The organism is Cellulosimicrobium sp. MI9406 (assembly GCF_040595865.1).
GTDB classification, from domain to species: Bacteria; Actinomycetota; Actinomycetes; order Actinomycetales; family Cellulomonadaceae; genus Cellulosimicrobium; species Cellulosimicrobium funkei.
Map to the genome: position 1 here is coordinate 199,538 of NZ_JALIZI010000005.1, position 15,785 is coordinate 215,322.

12 protein-coding genes and 1 pseudogene are annotated in these 15,785 nt (G+C 73.7%); 9 read left to right on the plus strand and 4 right to left on the minus strand.

Annotation, left to right across the window (positions count from 1 at the left end; genetic code table 11):
• Positions 1 to 163 precede the first annotated feature (163 nt).
• Entirely contained in the window at positions 164 to 2,968 is a 2,805-nt protein-coding gene (locus MT994_RS11155) for a lysylphosphatidylglycerol synthase domain-containing protein (RefSeq protein ID WP_228485185.1), read from the minus strand.
• Positions 2,969 to 3,138: 170 nt separating this feature from the next.
• On the opposite strand from MT994_RS11155, the gene MT994_RS11160 reads away from it, so the two are divergent.
• From MT994_RS11160 to MT994_RS11180, 5 genes and pseudogenes are all read left to right on the plus strand, one after another.
• The gene (locus tag MT994_RS11160) at positions 3,139 to 4,056 is read left to right on the plus strand and encodes a DUF308 domain-containing protein (RefSeq protein WP_354806287.1); all 918 of its coding nucleotides are present in this window, start codon (positions 3,139 to 3,141) and stop codon (positions 4,054 to 4,056) included.
• Positions 4,057 to 4,350: 294 nt separating this feature from the next.
• Positions 4,351 to 5,997, plus strand: coding sequence for an ABC transporter substrate-binding protein (locus tag MT994_RS11165; protein ID WP_085386786.1), 1,647 nt, complete (start codon positions 4,351 to 4,353; stop codon positions 5,995 to 5,997).
• 114 nt (positions 5,998 to 6,111) lie between these two features.
• Positions 6,112 to 7,233 carry an ABC transporter permease gene (locus MT994_RS11170; protein WP_081600020.1) on the plus strand — a complete coding sequence of 374 codons (1,122 nt, stop codon included), beginning with the start codon at positions 6,112 to 6,114 and terminating at the stop codon, positions 7,231 to 7,233.
• A 1-nt stretch (position 7,234) separates the two neighbouring features.
• Positions 7,235 to 8,215: pseudogene (locus MT994_RS11175) on the plus strand (ABC transporter permease); the annotation flags it as partial.
• Positions 8,216 to 8,496: 281 nt separating this feature from the next.
• Positions 8,497 to 10,227, plus strand: coding sequence for an ABC transporter ATP-binding protein (locus MT994_RS11180; RefSeq protein WP_354806290.1), 1,731 nt, complete (start codon positions 8,497 to 8,499; stop codon positions 10,225 to 10,227).
• Positions 10,228 to 10,324: 97 nt separating this feature from the next.
• Here MT994_RS11180 and MT994_RS11185 read toward each other — a convergent pair whose 3' ends face one another.
• The 3 genes from MT994_RS11185 to MT994_RS11195 all read right to left on the minus strand — a co-directional run bounded on the left by MT994_RS11185 (position 10,325) and on the right by MT994_RS11195 (position 12,669).
• Positions 10,325 to 11,131, minus strand: coding sequence for a CPBP family intramembrane glutamic endopeptidase (locus MT994_RS11185; protein ID WP_233139820.1), 807 nt, complete (start codon positions 11,129 to 11,131; stop codon positions 10,325 to 10,327).
• Between the two features lie 216 nt (positions 11,132 to 11,347).
• Positions 11,348 to 11,704 (minus strand): hypothetical protein, encoded by a 357-nt coding sequence (locus tag MT994_RS11190; protein WP_354806291.1) that lies wholly within the window; start codon positions 11,702 to 11,704, stop codon positions 11,348 to 11,350.
• Positions 11,701 to 12,669, minus strand: coding sequence for an SPFH domain-containing protein (locus MT994_RS11195; RefSeq protein WP_021482834.1), 969 nt, complete (start codon positions 12,667 to 12,669; stop codon positions 11,701 to 11,703). The genes MT994_RS11190 and MT994_RS11195 overlap by 4 nt, the downstream gene beginning before the upstream one ends.
• A 180-nt stretch (positions 12,670 to 12,849) precedes the next feature.
• Between MT994_RS11195 and MT994_RS11200 the strand changes: the two genes are divergently transcribed.
• From MT994_RS11200 to MT994_RS11215, 4 genes are read left to right on the plus strand one after another with little or no spacing between them, the layout of a single operon-like run.
• Positions 12,850 to 13,620, plus strand: coding sequence for a hypothetical protein (locus MT994_RS11200; protein WP_354806293.1), 771 nt, complete (start codon positions 12,850 to 12,852; stop codon positions 13,618 to 13,620).
• Positions 13,613 to 13,918, plus strand: coding sequence for a transcriptional regulator (locus MT994_RS11205; protein ID WP_021482836.1), 306 nt, complete (start codon positions 13,613 to 13,615; stop codon positions 13,916 to 13,918). Before MT994_RS11200 ends, MT994_RS11205 begins: the two co-directional genes overlap by 8 nt.
• The gene (locus tag MT994_RS11210; protein ID WP_083711332.1) at positions 13,915 to 14,907 is read left to right on the plus strand and encodes an ABC transporter ATP-binding protein; all 993 of its coding nucleotides are present in this window, start codon (positions 13,915 to 13,917) and stop codon (positions 14,905 to 14,907) included. Before MT994_RS11205 ends, MT994_RS11210 begins: the two co-directional genes overlap by 4 nt.
• Positions 14,904 to 15,695, plus strand: coding sequence for an ABC transporter permease (locus MT994_RS11215; protein ID WP_061267065.1), 792 nt, complete (start codon positions 14,904 to 14,906; stop codon positions 15,693 to 15,695). The genes MT994_RS11210 and MT994_RS11215 overlap by 4 nt, the downstream gene beginning before the upstream one ends.
• Positions 15,696 to 15,785: the final 90 nt, after the last annotated feature.

Genomic DNA, 15,785 nt, shown 5'->3' on the forward strand with positions numbered 1-15,785 from the left:
TCCTCACCTCGTCGGGCGTCGTCGGCACGCGCGCGACCGGTGGGGACGGCGGGTGCGCGGCGAGCCTATCGGGGGCCGCCCGCGCCGTCCCGGGTCGAACGTCCCCGGGGCCGCGGTGTCGGCCCGCGCGGTGCGCGGACCGCGCCGGAGCCGGGAGCGGCGGCTAGAGGTCGCCCTTCTTCTGCAGGAAGCGCATGGCGAACCAGCCGATGGGGATGCGCGCCCAGTACGTCGCGACGCGGAAGAGGAGGGTGGCCGACGTGGCGAGCGCGACCGGGACGCCGGCCGCGGTGAGCCCCGCGGTCAGCGCGAGCTCGATGGTGCCCAGGCCGCCCGGCGTCGGGACGGCGGCACCGGCCGCGTTGCCGACCAGGTAGATCACGGCGACGTCGACGAGGTCCAGCTCCTGCCCGAACGCCGCGAGCGCGGCGTCGAAGGCCAGCACGTAGCCGAGCGTCATGACGATGTTCCCCGCAAGGCCGACGGCGAGGCGCCCCGGCTGGCCGAGCATCTCCGAGAGTCGCGGCCACACCTGCTGGACGGTCGGCCGGAGCTTGGCGAGCGCCCACGTCCGCACCGCGGGCACGAGGAGCGTCGCGAGCACGGCGAGCGCGACGCCGCCGATGGCGAGCAGCACCGTCGTCGAGGGGAGCTGGACGAGGCCACCCTCGCCGGTGAAGACCGACAGCACCACGAGGATGAGGATCGTCACGACGAACTGCGACACCTGCACGAGCGCGACGGTGGCGACGGCCATCGGCGTCGAGATGCCGCGCTTCGTGAGCAGCCGGAGGTTGAGCGCCGCCGGGCCGATCCCCGCGGGCGCGGCGAGCGCGACGTAGGAGCCGGCCGCCTGGGTCAGGTTGACGCGCCAGAACGGCAGGCGCTTCGGCGAGAACGCCGTGAGCGTCATCGCGGCGCCGACCCACGTGAGGATGCCGAGCACGAACGACAGGACGGCCCACCACGGGTTCGCCTCGGTGACGGCCTCGGCGATCTGCTCGAAGTTGAACGACGTGACGAGCGCGGTCACCGCGGCGATCACGAGCGCGATCGTCAGCACCGTGCGGGCGCCGAACCGCGTGATCCGCTGCGGCTCGACGTCCGCCTCGGGCAGCCGCTCCACGAGGGCCGCGCGCAGCTCCTTGAGGAGCTCCTTGTCCTGCCGGATCTCCTCGCGCGTGCTCGGCGGCAGGGCGACCGACTGGAGCAGCGGGCCGATGGCGGCGATGTCGTCGTCGGGCAGCACGCTCACCGCCGACTCGACCGCGCGCTGCGCCCCGACGCGCAGCGCGAGCAGCGCGACCATCTGGGCGAGGTCCATGCGGCGCGCGAGCTCGGACGACGCGATGTCGCCCTGCTCCCACCCGGTGAGCCACACCTCCGGGGCGCCCGTCGCCGGCTCGTGCGAGACGAGCACGACGTCGGAGGTCAGGGCACGGTGCGCGATCCCCGCGGAGTGGGCGAGGCGGAGCTGGCGCCACGCCTCGTTGAGCACCGAGCCGGTGACGTCCTCGACGGGGAGGTCGCGCAGCGACACGGCGCCCGTCGCGTGCTCCTGGACCAGCACCATGGAGTCGGCGGACTCGGCGACGCCCAGGAGCCGCGGCGTGCGGACGCCGGCCGCCCGGGCCGCGTAGGACAGGAGGGCCGTGCGCTCCGCGGCGGCGCGCAGCGAGATCGCGGCGCGACCCTCGCTGCCGCGCAGGCGCAGCGACCGCCAGAAGCGGGTGAGGAAGCCGACGACCTGGCGGTCGCCGTCGAGCACGACGACGTCGCGGCGCACGTCGTCCTCCGCGAGCATCGCGTAGACGCGGTTGTCGCCCGCGCGCGTCAGCGCGATCGCGGCCGGGTCGGACGGGGCGTCCTGCGGCTCGGGGGCGGCGTCCGTGCCCTGCGGGACCTCGCTCTCGTCGGCGTGCGCGGCCCCGAGGTGGTGCGCCGCGAGGGCGGCGTCGGCGGTGAGGACGGTCCCGCCGTCGTCGCCCGCGCCGGGCGCGCGCAGCACGCCGACGTGCACCTCGGCCGTGATCCGGCCCTCGGCGTCGACCTCCGTGATCGGGTCGTCCGCCGCCTCGGCGAGCTCGTCGTCGTCGGTGACGTCGCGCACGCGGACGAGCGCCACGGGTGAGAAGCCCGCGCGCCGGACCCCGGCCACGAGGTCGGGCCCGTAGGCGCGCTCGCTGCGGACTCCGGAGACGTACCGCACGGCCAGCCCGGCGATGCGCCCGAGCAGCAGCGTGATGATGATGCCCGGCAGCGAGACCTGGCCGGTGATGAGCACGACGCCGATCGCGACGAACAGCAGGTTCCACGACCACTTGACGGTGCGTCGCCGGGTGCGGGTGCCCGCGGCCGTGAGGAGGCCGGCGATCGCGGCGACGTACAGGTAGTCGGGGATGGTGAGCTGCCACGACCCGTCGATGAACGCGGAGAGCCCGCGGATCAGGTCGTCGGAGCCCCACGTGCGCAGCGCGAGCACGACCAGCACCCCGAGGAGCAGGCCGAGCGCCGCGGCGACGATGGACTCGACGACCTGCCGCCCCAGCCGGCGCAGACCGAGCTCGACCAGCACCGCGAGCGGCACGAAGAGCGTGATGAGCCCTTCGAGCACGGTGACCGGGAGGAAGAGCACGCGGGCGAGCACGTCCGAGAAGTTCTGCACGTCCTCCGCGACGCCCTCGGTCGTGCCGTGCGCATACACCGACATGAGCATGACGACCGCGACGCCCACCGCGCACAGCACGAGGTTGACGAAGTCGATCGGGTGCCGGACCCGCTGCTCGGCGGTGTCGACGACCCGGACGGTGCCCTCGTCGTCGGCGTCGCGCGGGGCGAGCAGCGCCTCGAGCGCGCCGGTCTGGGGACGGGCGTCACGCCGGCCCGACGCGGCGAGCGACCCGACCTCGACGACCGCGCCCACGTGGGGCGTGTCGCCCGTCGTCGGCTCGGGCGCGGGGGAGGACATGCCTGCGAGTCTAGGTCCGGGGGTCCCGGCAGGCGCGGTATTTGGCCGATTCCTCCGGGTGATTCGCCCGGTTCGACCGGTTGTCCGATGCACCTGGGGGGTTGTTCGACGGGCGGGTGTGAGGAAGGCCTCCCTAGCATGGGGGTGCGAGCACCCCTGGGGAGGTCGGCATGGCACGTGGCACGACGACGCAGCGCGACGAGGCCGGAGACGCCGCACCCGCGACGCCGGACGAGAGCGGGCAGGAGCGCAACCCCTTCCGCCGGGTGTGGTGGCTCCCCGTCGTCCGGGGCACGCTCCTCGTCGTCCTGGGCCTGCTCCTCATGATCGAGCCGCTCGAGCAGCTGGGGACCCTCCGGGTCGTGCTGGGGGCGTTCCTCGTGGCCGACGGCGTGCTGGTCGCCGTCCAGGGGTTCGTGCACCGCAAGCAGGTCGGGTCGGCGTGGTGGCTCGCGCAGGCCGGGGTCAACGTCGTGTTCGGCGTCGTGGTGGCGCTGTGGCCGGACCTCGGCGCGACGGCGCTGTACTACGTCCTCGCCGTCTGGGTGCTCGTCCTCGGCATCACGACGATCGCCGGGGCGGCGGCGCTCGTGCGCAACCGCGACCTCGGCTGGGCGTGGATGCTCGCCGTCGGGATCGTGTCGGTGCTCTTCGGGATCCTCCTCGTCACGCGCCCGCTCGACGCGTTCGACGTGCTGCGCCTCGTCACGGTGGTGTTCGCCCTGTACGCGTTCGTGTCGGGGGCGATCCACGTGGTGTCCGGCTTCGCGGTCCGGGCGGTCGCACGCGAGCTCGCCGACCTGCGCGCGCAGGCGGTCGCGGCCGGTGTCGTCGTGACGGGCGGGTCGGTGCTGGGCGCCGCCGCGGTGCACCCGGGCGTCGCCCCGCCGTCGGCCGTGGGCGGCGCGCCCGCCGCGACTCCGGCGGCCGACCCGGCGGCTCGCGCACCCGACGCGTCCCCGACGAGCGACCACCCCGGCCCGGCCGACCCCGCTCCGGTGGAGACCGCCCCGGTCGAGCCTGCTCCGGACGGCCCGGCAGCGGGTGGTCCCGGGGCGGCAGGGCCGGAGGGCCACGCGGGCTCCTGAGGGCCGTGCGGCAGTCGTCCGCCAGGGCCGGACGCCCCGAAAGGGGCGGGACTTTACACCCACGACGCGACCGCTGTGAGTGTGTCTCACGTCACGACCGTTGCCCGGGGCGCAGGGTTACGACCGGGTAACAACGCTGGCGTTCTGTCCGGGTTTCTGTCGATCCTGACACCTGTGCGACACGGCACTGTGCTAGAAATCACGGCACTCCGCCGACAGGTCGGGGTCCTGGTGCGTGCAAGGTCGCGCCACCGGTGTCTCGCACCCCGAGAAACCCGAGAAAGAGGTAGACACATGACAGCGGTGTCCAGGAAGCGGCTCCTCGCCGCGGCCGCCGGCATCACGGCGGTGACGCTGACCCTGACCGCGTGCGGCGGTGGCTCGAGCGACGGCGAGGGCGACGGGGACGGCGGCGGTTCGGCGAGCGGCTCGCTCGTCATCGGCACCACCGACAAGGTCACGGTGCTCGACCCGGCCGGCTCGTACGACAACGGCTCGTTCGCCGTGATGAACCAGGTCTTCCCGTTCCTCATGAACACCCCGTACGGCAGCCCCGACGTCGAGCCCGACATCGCGGAGTCGGCCGAGTTCACCTCGCCGACCGAGTACACGGTCAAGCTCAAGCCGGGCCTCAAGTGGGCCAACGGCAACGACCTCACGTCGTCCGACGTGAAGTTCTCGTTCGACCGCCAGGTCGCGATCAACGACGAGAACGGGCCTGCGTCGCTGCTCTACAACCTCGACAGCGTCGAGGCGCCCGACGACACGACCGTCGTCTTCCACCTGAAGAGCGAGAACGACCAGCTCTTCCCGCAGATCCTGTCCAGCCCGGCGGGCCCGATCGTCGACGAGGACGTCTTCGCGGCCGACGCGCTCACCTCGGACCAGGACATCGTCGACGGCAAGGCGTTCGCCGGCCAGTACACGATCACGGGCTACAAGTTCAACGAGCTCGTCTCCTACGAGGCGTACGACGGCTACGAGGGCCTCCTCGGCCCGGCGAAGACCGACAAGGTCGCGGTGAAGTACTTCGCCGAGGCGTCGAACATGAAGCTCGAGATCCAGCAGGGCAAGATCGACGTCGCGTGGCGCAGCCTGTCCGCGACGGACATCGAGGACCTGCGCGGCAACGACGACGTCAAGGTCGTGGACGGCCCCGGCGGCGAGATCCGCTACATCACGTTCAACTTCGACACCCAGCCGTTCGGTGCGAAGACGCCGGAGGCCGACCCGGCCAAGGCGCTGGCCGTGCGCCAGGCCGCCGCGTCGCTCATCGACCGCGACGAGCTCTCGGACCAGGTCTACAAGGGCACCTACACCCCGCTGTACTCCTACGTGCCCGCGGGGCTGACCGGCGCCGCCGAGCCGCTCAAGGAGATGTACGGCGACGGCGCGGGCAAGCCCGACGCCGCGAAGGCGCAGCAGCTCCTGGCCGACGCGGGCGTCGAGACGCCCGTGACGCTCAACCTGCAGTACTCGAACGACCACTACGGCCCGTCGTCGGCCGACGAGTACGCGCTCATCAAGGACCAGCTCGAGAAGGACGGCCTCTTCACGGTCAACCTGCAGACCACCGAGTGGGTCACGTACGCCAAGGAGCGCACGTCCGACGTCTACCCGGCCTACCAGCTCGGCTGGTTCCCGGACTACTCCGACGCGGACAACTACCTCACGCCGTTCTTCCTCACGGAGAACTTCCTGGTGAACCACTACGCCAACCAGGAGGTCAACGACCTCATCCTCCAGCAGGCGGCGACGCCCGACGCCGACGAGCGCACCGCGCTCATCGAGGAGATCCAGAGCAAGGTCGCGGCGGACCTGTCCACGCTCCCGTACCTCCAGGGCGCGCAGGTCGCGGTCGTCGGGACGGACGTGGAGGGGGCCGAGGACACGCTGGACCCGTCCTTCAAGTTCCGCTACGCGGCGCTGTCCAAGGGCTGACCGGCAGCTGCCCCAGCCGCCCGGCCCTCCCCGCGCGACCCGCGGGGAGGGCCGGGCACCGCTCGTCCGGACCGGCGACCACGCCGACGCCCGGGCACCTGAGGAAGAGACGACATGACGACCACCACCACCGACGTGCCCGTCGGCGAGGACGCGCCCCGCGACCCCGGCGGCACGGGGCGGGTGCGCACCCCACGCACGACCCGCCGTCGCGGCGGCGGGCTCGGGAGCTACATCCTGGTCCGCGCGCTGCTCATCATCCCGACGGTCTTCATCCTCGTGACCACGGTCTTCGTGGTCATGCGGGCCACGGGCGACCCGATCACCGCCGCGCTCGGCGGACGGCTCACGCCGGACCAGCTCGCCGAGCGCATCCACGAGGCCGGGTACGACCGCCCGGTGGTCGTGCAGTACCTCGAGTACCTCGGCGGCATCGTGCGCGGCGACTTCGGCACGACGATCAGCGACAACCGTCCCGTCACCGAGGTGCTCGCGACGTACGGCACCGCGACGCTCGAGCTCGCGGTCTACGCCCTGCTCGTCGCGTTCGTCGTCGGCATCCCGCTGGGCATGCTCGCGGGCTACCTGCGCGACCGCGTGCCCGACGCGATCCTGCGCGTCTCCGCGATCCTCGCCTACGCGACGCCCGTGTTCTTCGCCGGCCTCATGCTCAAGCTCGTCTTCTCGGTGTGGCTCGGCTGGCTGCCCGTGTCCGGGCGCGCGTCCACCGACGCGGAGATCGAGCTGCAGTTCCTCGACGACCCGACCGGCTTCTACCTGATCGACGCGATCCGGACGGGCGACCCGGCGATCGTCGGCGACGTGCTCCAGCACGCCGTGCTCCCGGCGCTCGCGCTCGGGCTGCTCACGGCGGGCGTGTTCCTGCGGCTCGTGCGCACCAACGTCATCGGGACGCTCTCGACCGACTACGTGGTCGCGGCGCGGTCGCGCGGCGTGCGCGAGTCCCGGCTCGTGCGCGCGCACGCGTGGCGCCCCGCGCTCATCCCCATCATCACCGTCATCGGGCTCCAGGTCGCGATGCTCCTCGCGGGCGCCGTGCTCACCGAGACGACGTTCGAGTGGAAGGGGCTCGGCTTCCAGCTCGCCGAGTATCTCCAGGCGCGCGACTTCGTCGCCGTGCAGGGGATCGTCGTGCTCATGGCCGTGATCGTCGCGGTCACGAACTTCCTCGTCGACATCATCGCGGCGCTCATCGACCCGAGGGTGAGGTACTGACATGGTCGCGGAGACCGTCGTCCCGGCCGGTCCGGGCACCGGGGGCCCCGTCCCCGTCGTCGTCCCCGAGCGCGGGCGCGTCGCGTGGTGGAAGCGCCTGCCCGTCGTCCACCAGCTCCGGCAGAGCGTCGGGCTGCAGCGCGGCATGCTCGTCACGGGCCTCGTCATCACGGGCCTCTTCCTGCTCACCGCCGCGCTCGCGCCCGTGCTCGCCCCCTACGGGTACAGCCAGCTCCGCACCGCGGACGGGCCGTTCGGCGCGCAGCAGCCGCCGTCGGCCGAGCACCTGCTCGGCACGACCGTCGGCGGCTACGACGTCCTGTCGCGCGTCATCTGGGGCGCGCAGACGGCGCTCCTCGTCATCGTCGTGGCGATCCTCGCCTCGATCGTCGTCGGGGTGCTGCTCGGGCTCGTCTCCGGGTACTTCGGCGGCTGGGCCGACCGCCTGCTCGTCGTGGTCTGCGACGCGATCTACGCGTTCCCGTCCCTGCTCCTCGCGATCCTCATGGCGATCGTCATCTCCGGCGGCCAGTCGAGCATGTGGGGCGGCATCCTCGCCGCGGCCTTCTCGATCACCGTGGTGTTCGTGCCGCAGTACTTCCGCGTCACGCGCGCGGAGGTCGTGCGGATCAAGGGCGAGGCGTTCGTCGACTCGGCGCGCGTGCTCGGCACGCCGCACCGGCGCATCATGGTGCGCCACGTCCTGCGGAACTCGACCCGCACGCTGCCGCTCATCGTCACGCTCAACGCGTCCGAGGCGATCCTCACGCTCGCCGGGCTCGGGTTCCTCGGGTTCGGCATCGAGCCGACGGCGGCCGCCGAGTGGGGCTACGACCTCAACAAGGCCGTGTCCGACGTGACGAGCGGCATCTGGTGGACCGCGCTCTTCCCGGGCCTCGCGATCGTGCTCGTGGTGCTCGGCATCACGCTCGTCGGCGAGAGCCTCAACGACCTCGCCGACCCGCGGCTGCGCTCCCGCCGCGCGTCCGCCGAGGTGTCGGGCGACGTCGCGGAGACGTCGGTCGTGCCGGGCGGCACGCTCACCGCCGGCCCCGGCGGCCTCGACGCGATCGAGGGCGCGGGCTCGCGCTCCGACGAGCTCGCCGCCGTCCCCGGGCAGCGCGACCCCGACGCCGTCGGGCTCGACGGGCGGCCCGGCGGCACGCCGGACGACGGCCCTCCGACAGGTCCGGCGGCAGGCCCCGCGGCCGGTCCTGCGCCTGCTCCGGCGGACGCACCCCACGACGAGACGGAGGACCGGCGATGAGCGCCGTGACCGAGACGACCCGCCGCGAGAGCGGTGACGCCGCACGCCCCGTCGTGACGATCCGCGACCTCGCGGTGTCGTTCGCGACCGACGCCGGGGCGGTGCGCGCCGTCGACGGCGTCGACCTGGAGGTCGCGCCCGGGGAGGTGCTGGCCGTCGTCGGCGAGTCGGGCTCCGGCAAGACGGTGACCGCGAAGACGATCCTCGGCCTGCTGCCGTCGACCGCGACGGCGCGCGGCGCCGTCGTGCTGACGAACAAGGCCGGGACGGCCGACCACGACGTCGTGACGCTGGGCGGGGAGCGGCTGCGCCAGGTCCGCGGGACCGACGTCGCGATGGTCTTCCAGGAGCCTTCTGCCGCGCTCAACCCCGTGTACACGGTGGGCTGGCAGATCGTCGAGGGCATCCGCGCGCACACGAAGGTGACGCGGCGCGAGGCGCGCCGGCGCGCGGTCGACGTGCTGCGGCGCGTCGGCATCCCCGACCCGGAGACGCGCGTCGACCACTACCCGCACCAGTTCTCCGGCGGGCAGAAGCAGCGCATCGTCATCGCCATGGCCCTCGTGCTCGACCCGGGGCTCATCGTCGCCGACGAGCCCACGACCGCGCTCGACGTGACCGTCCAGGCCGAGATCCTCGACCTCCTGCGCCGGTGCCGCGACGAGTTCGGCACGGCCATCGTGCTCATCACGCACAACATGGGCGTCGTCGCGGACCTCGCCGACCGGGTCGCGGTCATGTACCAGGGGAAGGTCGTCGAGCAGGCGCCCGCGCGCGAGCTCTTCGCCGCCCCGCAGGCCGCGTACACGCGCGCGCTGCTCGACTCCGTGCCGCGCGTCGGCGAGGGGACCGCGAGGGCCGAGGCCCGCGCGTCGGCCCGCGACGCCGGGTGGGCGGACGCGGAGCCCGTGGTGGCCGCGCAGGGACTGACCGTCACCTACCCGGGCCGCCTGCGCCGTCCCGGCTTCACCGCGGTCGACGACGTCTCGCTCACCATCCGGCCCGGCGAGGTGCTCGGCCTCGTGGGCGAGTCCGGCTCCGGCAAGACGACGTTCGCGCGCGCCGTCGCCGGCCTCACCCGGGTGACGGGCGGGTCGCTGCGCGTGCTCGGCGTCGAGATGAACGGCGTGAGGGAGCGCGAGCTGCGCCCCGTGCGGCCGCGCATCGGGTTCGTGTTCCAGGACCCCGCGACGAGCTTCAACCCGCTGCTCACGATCGCGGACTGCGTCGCGGAGCCGCTCGTCGTGCACGGGCGCGCGGAGTCGCCCCAGGCGGCGCGCGGGCGGGTCGACGAGCTCCTGGAGGCCGTGCAGCTCCCGCGGTCGTACGGCGACCGGTTCCCGCACGAGCTCTCCGGCGGGCAGCGCCAGCGCGCGTCGCTCGCCCGGGCCCTCGCGCTCGACCCGGAGCTGCTCGTGGCCGACGAGCCGACGTCGGCGCTCGACGTCTCCGTGCAGGCGCGCGTGCTGGAGCTGTTCGCCGAGCTCCAGCGCGAGCTCGGCTTCGCGAGCCTGTTCGTGTCGCACGACCTCGCCGTCGTGGACCTGCTCTCCGACCGCATCGCGGTGCTCTACCGCGGGCGGCTGGTCGAGGAGGGCACGGGCGCCGAGGTGCTGGGCAGCCCGCGCGAGGAGTACACGCAGCGTCTCCTCGCGTCCCTGCCCGTGCCCGACCCGGTGCTCCAGGCGGAGCGCCGCGAGCAGCTCCGCGCCCTCCGCGGCGCCTGACGCCCCGGCCCGTCGGGGGAGAACCCTGGTCTGTCGAGGGAGAGCCGTGGTCCGCCGAGGTAGAGCCGTGGTCTGGCTCTCCCTCGGCGGGCGGGCGTCACGCGAGGCCCAGGGACTGCTTCCACTCCAGGGGCAGGAGCGCGTACCCGACGAACGCGACGACGTCGAGCAGGGTGTGCGCGATCACGAGCGGCATGACGCGGTGCCGGCCCCAGCGGGACGTGTAGAACCACGAGAACACGACGCCCATGACGACGTTCCCGAGGAACGGTCCGAACCCCTGGTACAGGTGGTAGGACCCGCGCAGGAGCGAGCTCCACACGACGAACTTCACGCGGCCCCACCCGAGGTCGCGCGTGCGCTCGAACAGGTAACCGACCGCGATGACCTCCTCGAGCAGGCCGTTCTGCAGCGCGGCGAGGATGAGCACGGGCACCGTCCACCACGCGGCGTTGAGCGCCGACGCCTGGACCTCGACCGTGATGCCGAGGACACGCCCGAGCGCGTAGAACCCCAGGCCGGGGATCCCGATGGCCGCGGCGAGGGCGAACCCCCAGCCGACGTCGCGCAGGGGCCGGGCGCCGTCGAGCCCGATGGCACGGACGGCGGAGCGGCCGCGCGCGCTGAGCAGGTAGAGCGCGAGCGCGACGGGCAGCACGGCGAAGAAGATCCCGACGAGCTGGTAGGTGAGGTCGAGGTACGGGCGGGCCGACCGGCTCACGTTGAGGCTCGCGGACTGCTCGCCGAGCGGGGTCCCGGCGGTGAGCCGCGCGACGATGTTGATGATCGCGTAGACCGCGGACTTGCCGAGGCTGAGCCCGAGCACGATCCAGATCTCCGCGCCGATACGACGGCGCGTGGCGCGGTCCGGGCGCGCGGGAGCGCCGTCGGCGGTGCCGGGCACGACGGCGGCCGTCGGGCCGGGCACGGGCGCGGCGGGGGAGCCGGGAGCGGTCAAGTCGGGCACCGTCCGGTTATAGCACCGGTCACCGGAACCCACCTCGGTGCCTCCTGGACGGAACCTGTCCGCCGACCACGGTCGGAGCGCCCCGCGAGCACGCGATCCGCGACCGGATCGGGGCGAGAGCGGTCGCGGACCCCGTGCTCGGCGGGTGGGGGGCTATTGGCGGGGTGGGCGGCCCGGGCGGCGGGGTGGGCGGACGTCGCGGGGGAGGCGGCCGGCGTCGTCGAGCGCTCGGCGCAGGAGCATCTCGATCTGCGCGTTGACGCTGCGCAGGTCGTCGCCGGCCCAGCGGGCGAGGGCGTCGTGCACGGCGGGGTCGAGGCGCAGGAGGACCGACTTGCGCTGTGGCCGCTGCGCTGTGCCCGTGCCCGACGACGCCTGCTCGCCCGGCGAGGGTGCGTCGCCCTCCGGCGTGGCCGGCTCCCCCGCGGGCACGCCGCGGCCCGACGACGGCTGGTCGCCGTCGTCGGGCGCGTCGCGCTTCTCGGGCGGCGTGGGCCCGACGGGCGTCACTGGTACAGGGACCCCGTGTTGACGACGGGCGTCACGCGGCTGTCGCCGCAGAGCACCACGAGGAGGTTGGAGACCATCGTCGCGCGGCGCTCGTCGTCGAGCGTGACGATGTCCTCGGCCTCGAGGCGGGACAGGGCGTCCTCGACCATGGACACCGCCCCCTCGACGATGCGCGAGCGTGCCGCGATGATCGCCCCGGCCTGCTGGCGCTGGAGCATCGCCTGCGCGATCTCGGGCGCGTACGCGAGGTTGGAGATGCGCGCCTCGATGACCTCGACGCCCGCCACGACGACGCGCTCCGCGACCTCCGCCGCGATCTCGGCCGAGACGACCTCCGTCGCGCCGCGCAGCGACTCCTCGCCGGCCTCGGCGTCGTCGTAGGGGTGGGACATCGCGACGTGGCGCAGCGCGGACTCGGCCTGGACCACGACGAAGTCGTCGTAGTCCTCGACCGCGAACGACGCCTTGGCGGTGTCGGCGACCTGCCACACGACGATCGCGGCGATGTTGATGGGGTTGCCGTCGGCGTCGTTGACCTTGAGCTCGCTCGTCTCGAAGTTCCGGACGCGCACGGACACGCGGCGGCGGGTGCTGAGCGGCACCGTCGCGACGAGACCCGTGGTGCGGACGGTGCCCAGGTAGCGGCCGAAGAACTGGACGACGACCGTCTCGCCGGGGTTGATGACGGCGACGCCGGTCGGGACGAGCACGCCCGCGAGGAACGCGAGGACGCCGAGCGTGATGAGCACGGCGGGGTTGCCGGCCTCCGCCGCGGCGGCCACGACGAGCCCCGTGCCGCCGAGGAGCAGGACGATGCTCAGCGCGATGACGGCGGCCGCGCCGCCCGCGCCGAGGGACCAGGCGGGACGCTCGGTGACGTCGACGCGCGTGCCGTCGTGGCCGACGGGGCGGCCGGTCGGTTCGCCGCCGACGGACTCCTGCGGGGGTGCTGCGCTCTCGGTCACGGTGGTCGTCCTCTCCTGCGGCGGCGCCGCGTCGTGTATAGCAAAGTGATATCACATTTCGGAGGAGCGCCGCCATCCGTCCCGCGGGTCTTGCGCGACGGCGCCCGCGTGTGGGAACCTACAAACAGGTTTGCAGAGCAAAGTAGTTTCCGGAACGTCCCGCACCACCGAGAGGCCGCCATGACGACCAACCACGGCGACACCGTCCACGACGGAGCCGTCGGCGAGCCCGACGAGCCGTCCCTCGGCGCCGCCGAGACGCTCCGCCTCATCCGCGAGCAGCAGGAGCGCGCGCGCCAGGCGACTGAGCCCGACTCCCGGCTGCTGTTCCTCGCGTGGGGCGTCGCGTGGCTCGTCGGCTACCTGTGCCTGTGGACGAGCGCGGTCCGGGTCGCGGACGGGACCGCGACGGTCCGCGTCACGAGCGGCGCCGGCCAGGTCATGGGCGCCCAGCCCGAGCCGTGGGCCTTCTGGGTCTTCTTCAGCCTCATCGCGGCCGCCGTCGCGTTCACGATCGTCCACAGCGTCACGCGCACCGCCGGGACGCGCGGCGTGAGCGCCCGCACCGGGGCGATGTACGGGTGGTCGTGGATGCTCGGGTTCGTCTGCTTCGGCCTGGTGCTCGGCGGGCTGGCCCGCGCCGGGGCGTCCGAGGAGGTCATGGCGCTCGCGAGCAACGCGTTCGCGTGCGTCGTCGTCGGCCTCCTCTACCTCGGCGGCGCCGCCGCGTTCGGTGACCGCGGGCTGTTCGTCCTCGGGGTGTGGATCCTCCTCACCGCGGCCGTCGCGACGTTCGCCGGGCTGCCGCTCACCTACCTCGTCATGGCGCTCGCGGGCGGTGGCGGCTTCCTCGTCATGGCCGGGATCGAGCAGGTCGTGCGCGTCCGCCGACGGCGGCGCGCGTCCCGCCCCGTGCCCGCCCGGCCGGCGAAGGGTGCGGCCGATGCCTGAGACCGAGCTCGACCCCGTCATCCACGCGCCCGCGCGGCTGCGCGTGGTCGCGACGCTCGCCACCCTCCCGACGGGCGACGAGCTGTCCTTCCCCAAGCTCCAGAAGCTCCTCGACATGACCGCGGGCAACCTCTCGACGCACCTGCGCAAGCTCGAGGACGCCGGCTACGTGACCGTCACCAAGACGCACGAGGGCCGCACGCCCGCCACCTACCTGTCCCTCACCGCCCGCGGTCGCGTCGCCTTCGAGGACTACACGACCGCCCTCGACGCCCTCCTGAAGGGAGCCCGACCATGAGCGACGAGCGCACCGAGCGCGCCCCGCGCACCGGCCCGGTCCGGACCGCCCGAGCCGAGCCCGCGCCGTCGGGCACGGACCGCACCCCGCCCGTGGTCGCCGTCGACCGCGTGACGCGTCGCTTCGGCGCGGTCGTCGCGCTCGACGACGTCTCCCTCACCGTCGGGGGTGGTGAGCTCGTCGGGCTGCTCGGCCCGAACGGCGCCGGGAAGTCGACGCTGCTGTCCCTGGTCAGCGGGCAGCGACGGCCCGACTCCGGGACGGTGCGGCTCCTCGGGGGCGACCCGCGCGACGCGCGCAGCCGCGTCGGCCTCGGCCTCACGCCGCAGGAGACGGGCCTGCCCGCGACGCTCAAGGTGCGGGAGGTCGTGGACTTCGTCGGCGGCCACTACCCCGACCCGGTCCCGACGGCGGAGCTGCTCGAGCAGTTCGGCCTCACCGAGCTCGCGGGCCGCCAGACGGGCGCGATGTCCGGCGGGCAGAAGCGCCGCCTCGCCGTCGCGCTCTCGCTCGTGGGCCGCCCGCGCGTCGTGCTGCTCGACGAGCCGACGACGGGCCTCGACGTCGGCGCGCGGCAGGCGCTGTGGGACGCGATCCGCGCGTACCACGCGGGCGGCGGGACGGTGCTGCTCACGAGCCACTACCTCGAGGAGGTGCAGGCGCTCGCGCAGCGCGTCGTCGTCATCGACCAGGGCGTCGTGAAGGCCGACGACTCGCTCGACGCGATCCTGCGGCGCGTGTCCCTGCGGCGCGTCGTCGTCGGGTCGGCCGTCGACCTGCGCGACCGTCCGGGCGTCGTGCGGGCCGACCGCCTCGGCGACGGCCGCCAGGAGCTGTACACGCCCGACGCCGACGCGCTCGTGCGCGAGCTCGTCACCTCGGGCGTCGACTTCCACGACCTCGAGATCCGGGGGGCGAGCCTCGAGGAGGCGTTCGAGCAGATGGTCGCGCGCGGCGCGGCCCCGACGACGGAGGCACGGGCCCGATGACCACCACGACCACCACCCCGCGGACGGCGACGCTGCCCGGGCCGCTGCGCCTCACGTGGCTGCACCTCAAGTACCAGTTCCTCGAGACCGTGCGCGTCCCCGTCGCGGTGCTCGGCAACCTGCTGTTCCCGGCGCTCGCGATGTTCTTCTTCGTCGTGCCGCAGAAGGCCGTGGCCCAGGACCCGGTGGCGGCGACCATGGCCGTCGCGTCGCTCGGTCTGTTCGCGATCTGCTCGGCGAGCCTGTTCACGTACGGGCTCGGCGTCGCGGAGGACCGGCAGCTGCCGTTCGACCCGTTCGTCCGCACGCTGCCCGCGGGGCCCGCGCCGCGCATGGCGGCGCGCGTGCTCAACGGCGGGATCTTCTCGTTGTTCGGCCTCGTGCCGCTCATCCTCATCGGCTGGCTGTTCACCGACGCGAGCGTCACCGCGACCCAGCTGCTCGCGGGCGTCGGGACGGTGCTGCTCGTGTCCGTGCCGTTCGTGCTGCTCGGCATGGCGATCGGCTACTCGCTGTCGGCCAAGGCGGCGCTCCCGGTCGTGCAGGTGATCCTCTTCCCGCTCGCGTTCGCGGGCGGCCTGTTCCTGCCCCCGTTCCTCTTCCCCGACTGGCTCGACGCGATCTCGAAGGCCACCCCGACCCGCGCGGGCCGCGACCTGCTCGTCCAGGCCCTCACGGGCGAGCCGGCGTACGGCGCCGCGTGGTTCGTGCTCCTCGGCTGGACGGTGCTGTTCGCCGTCCTCGCGGTCGGCGCCTACCGCCGCGACGAGGGCCGCCGCTTCCGCTGACCCTGGGACTCCGTCCACCCCTCCCGCCGAGCACGGGATCAGCGACCGGATCCGAGCGATTCCGGTCGCGGATCCCGTGCTCGCCGGGCG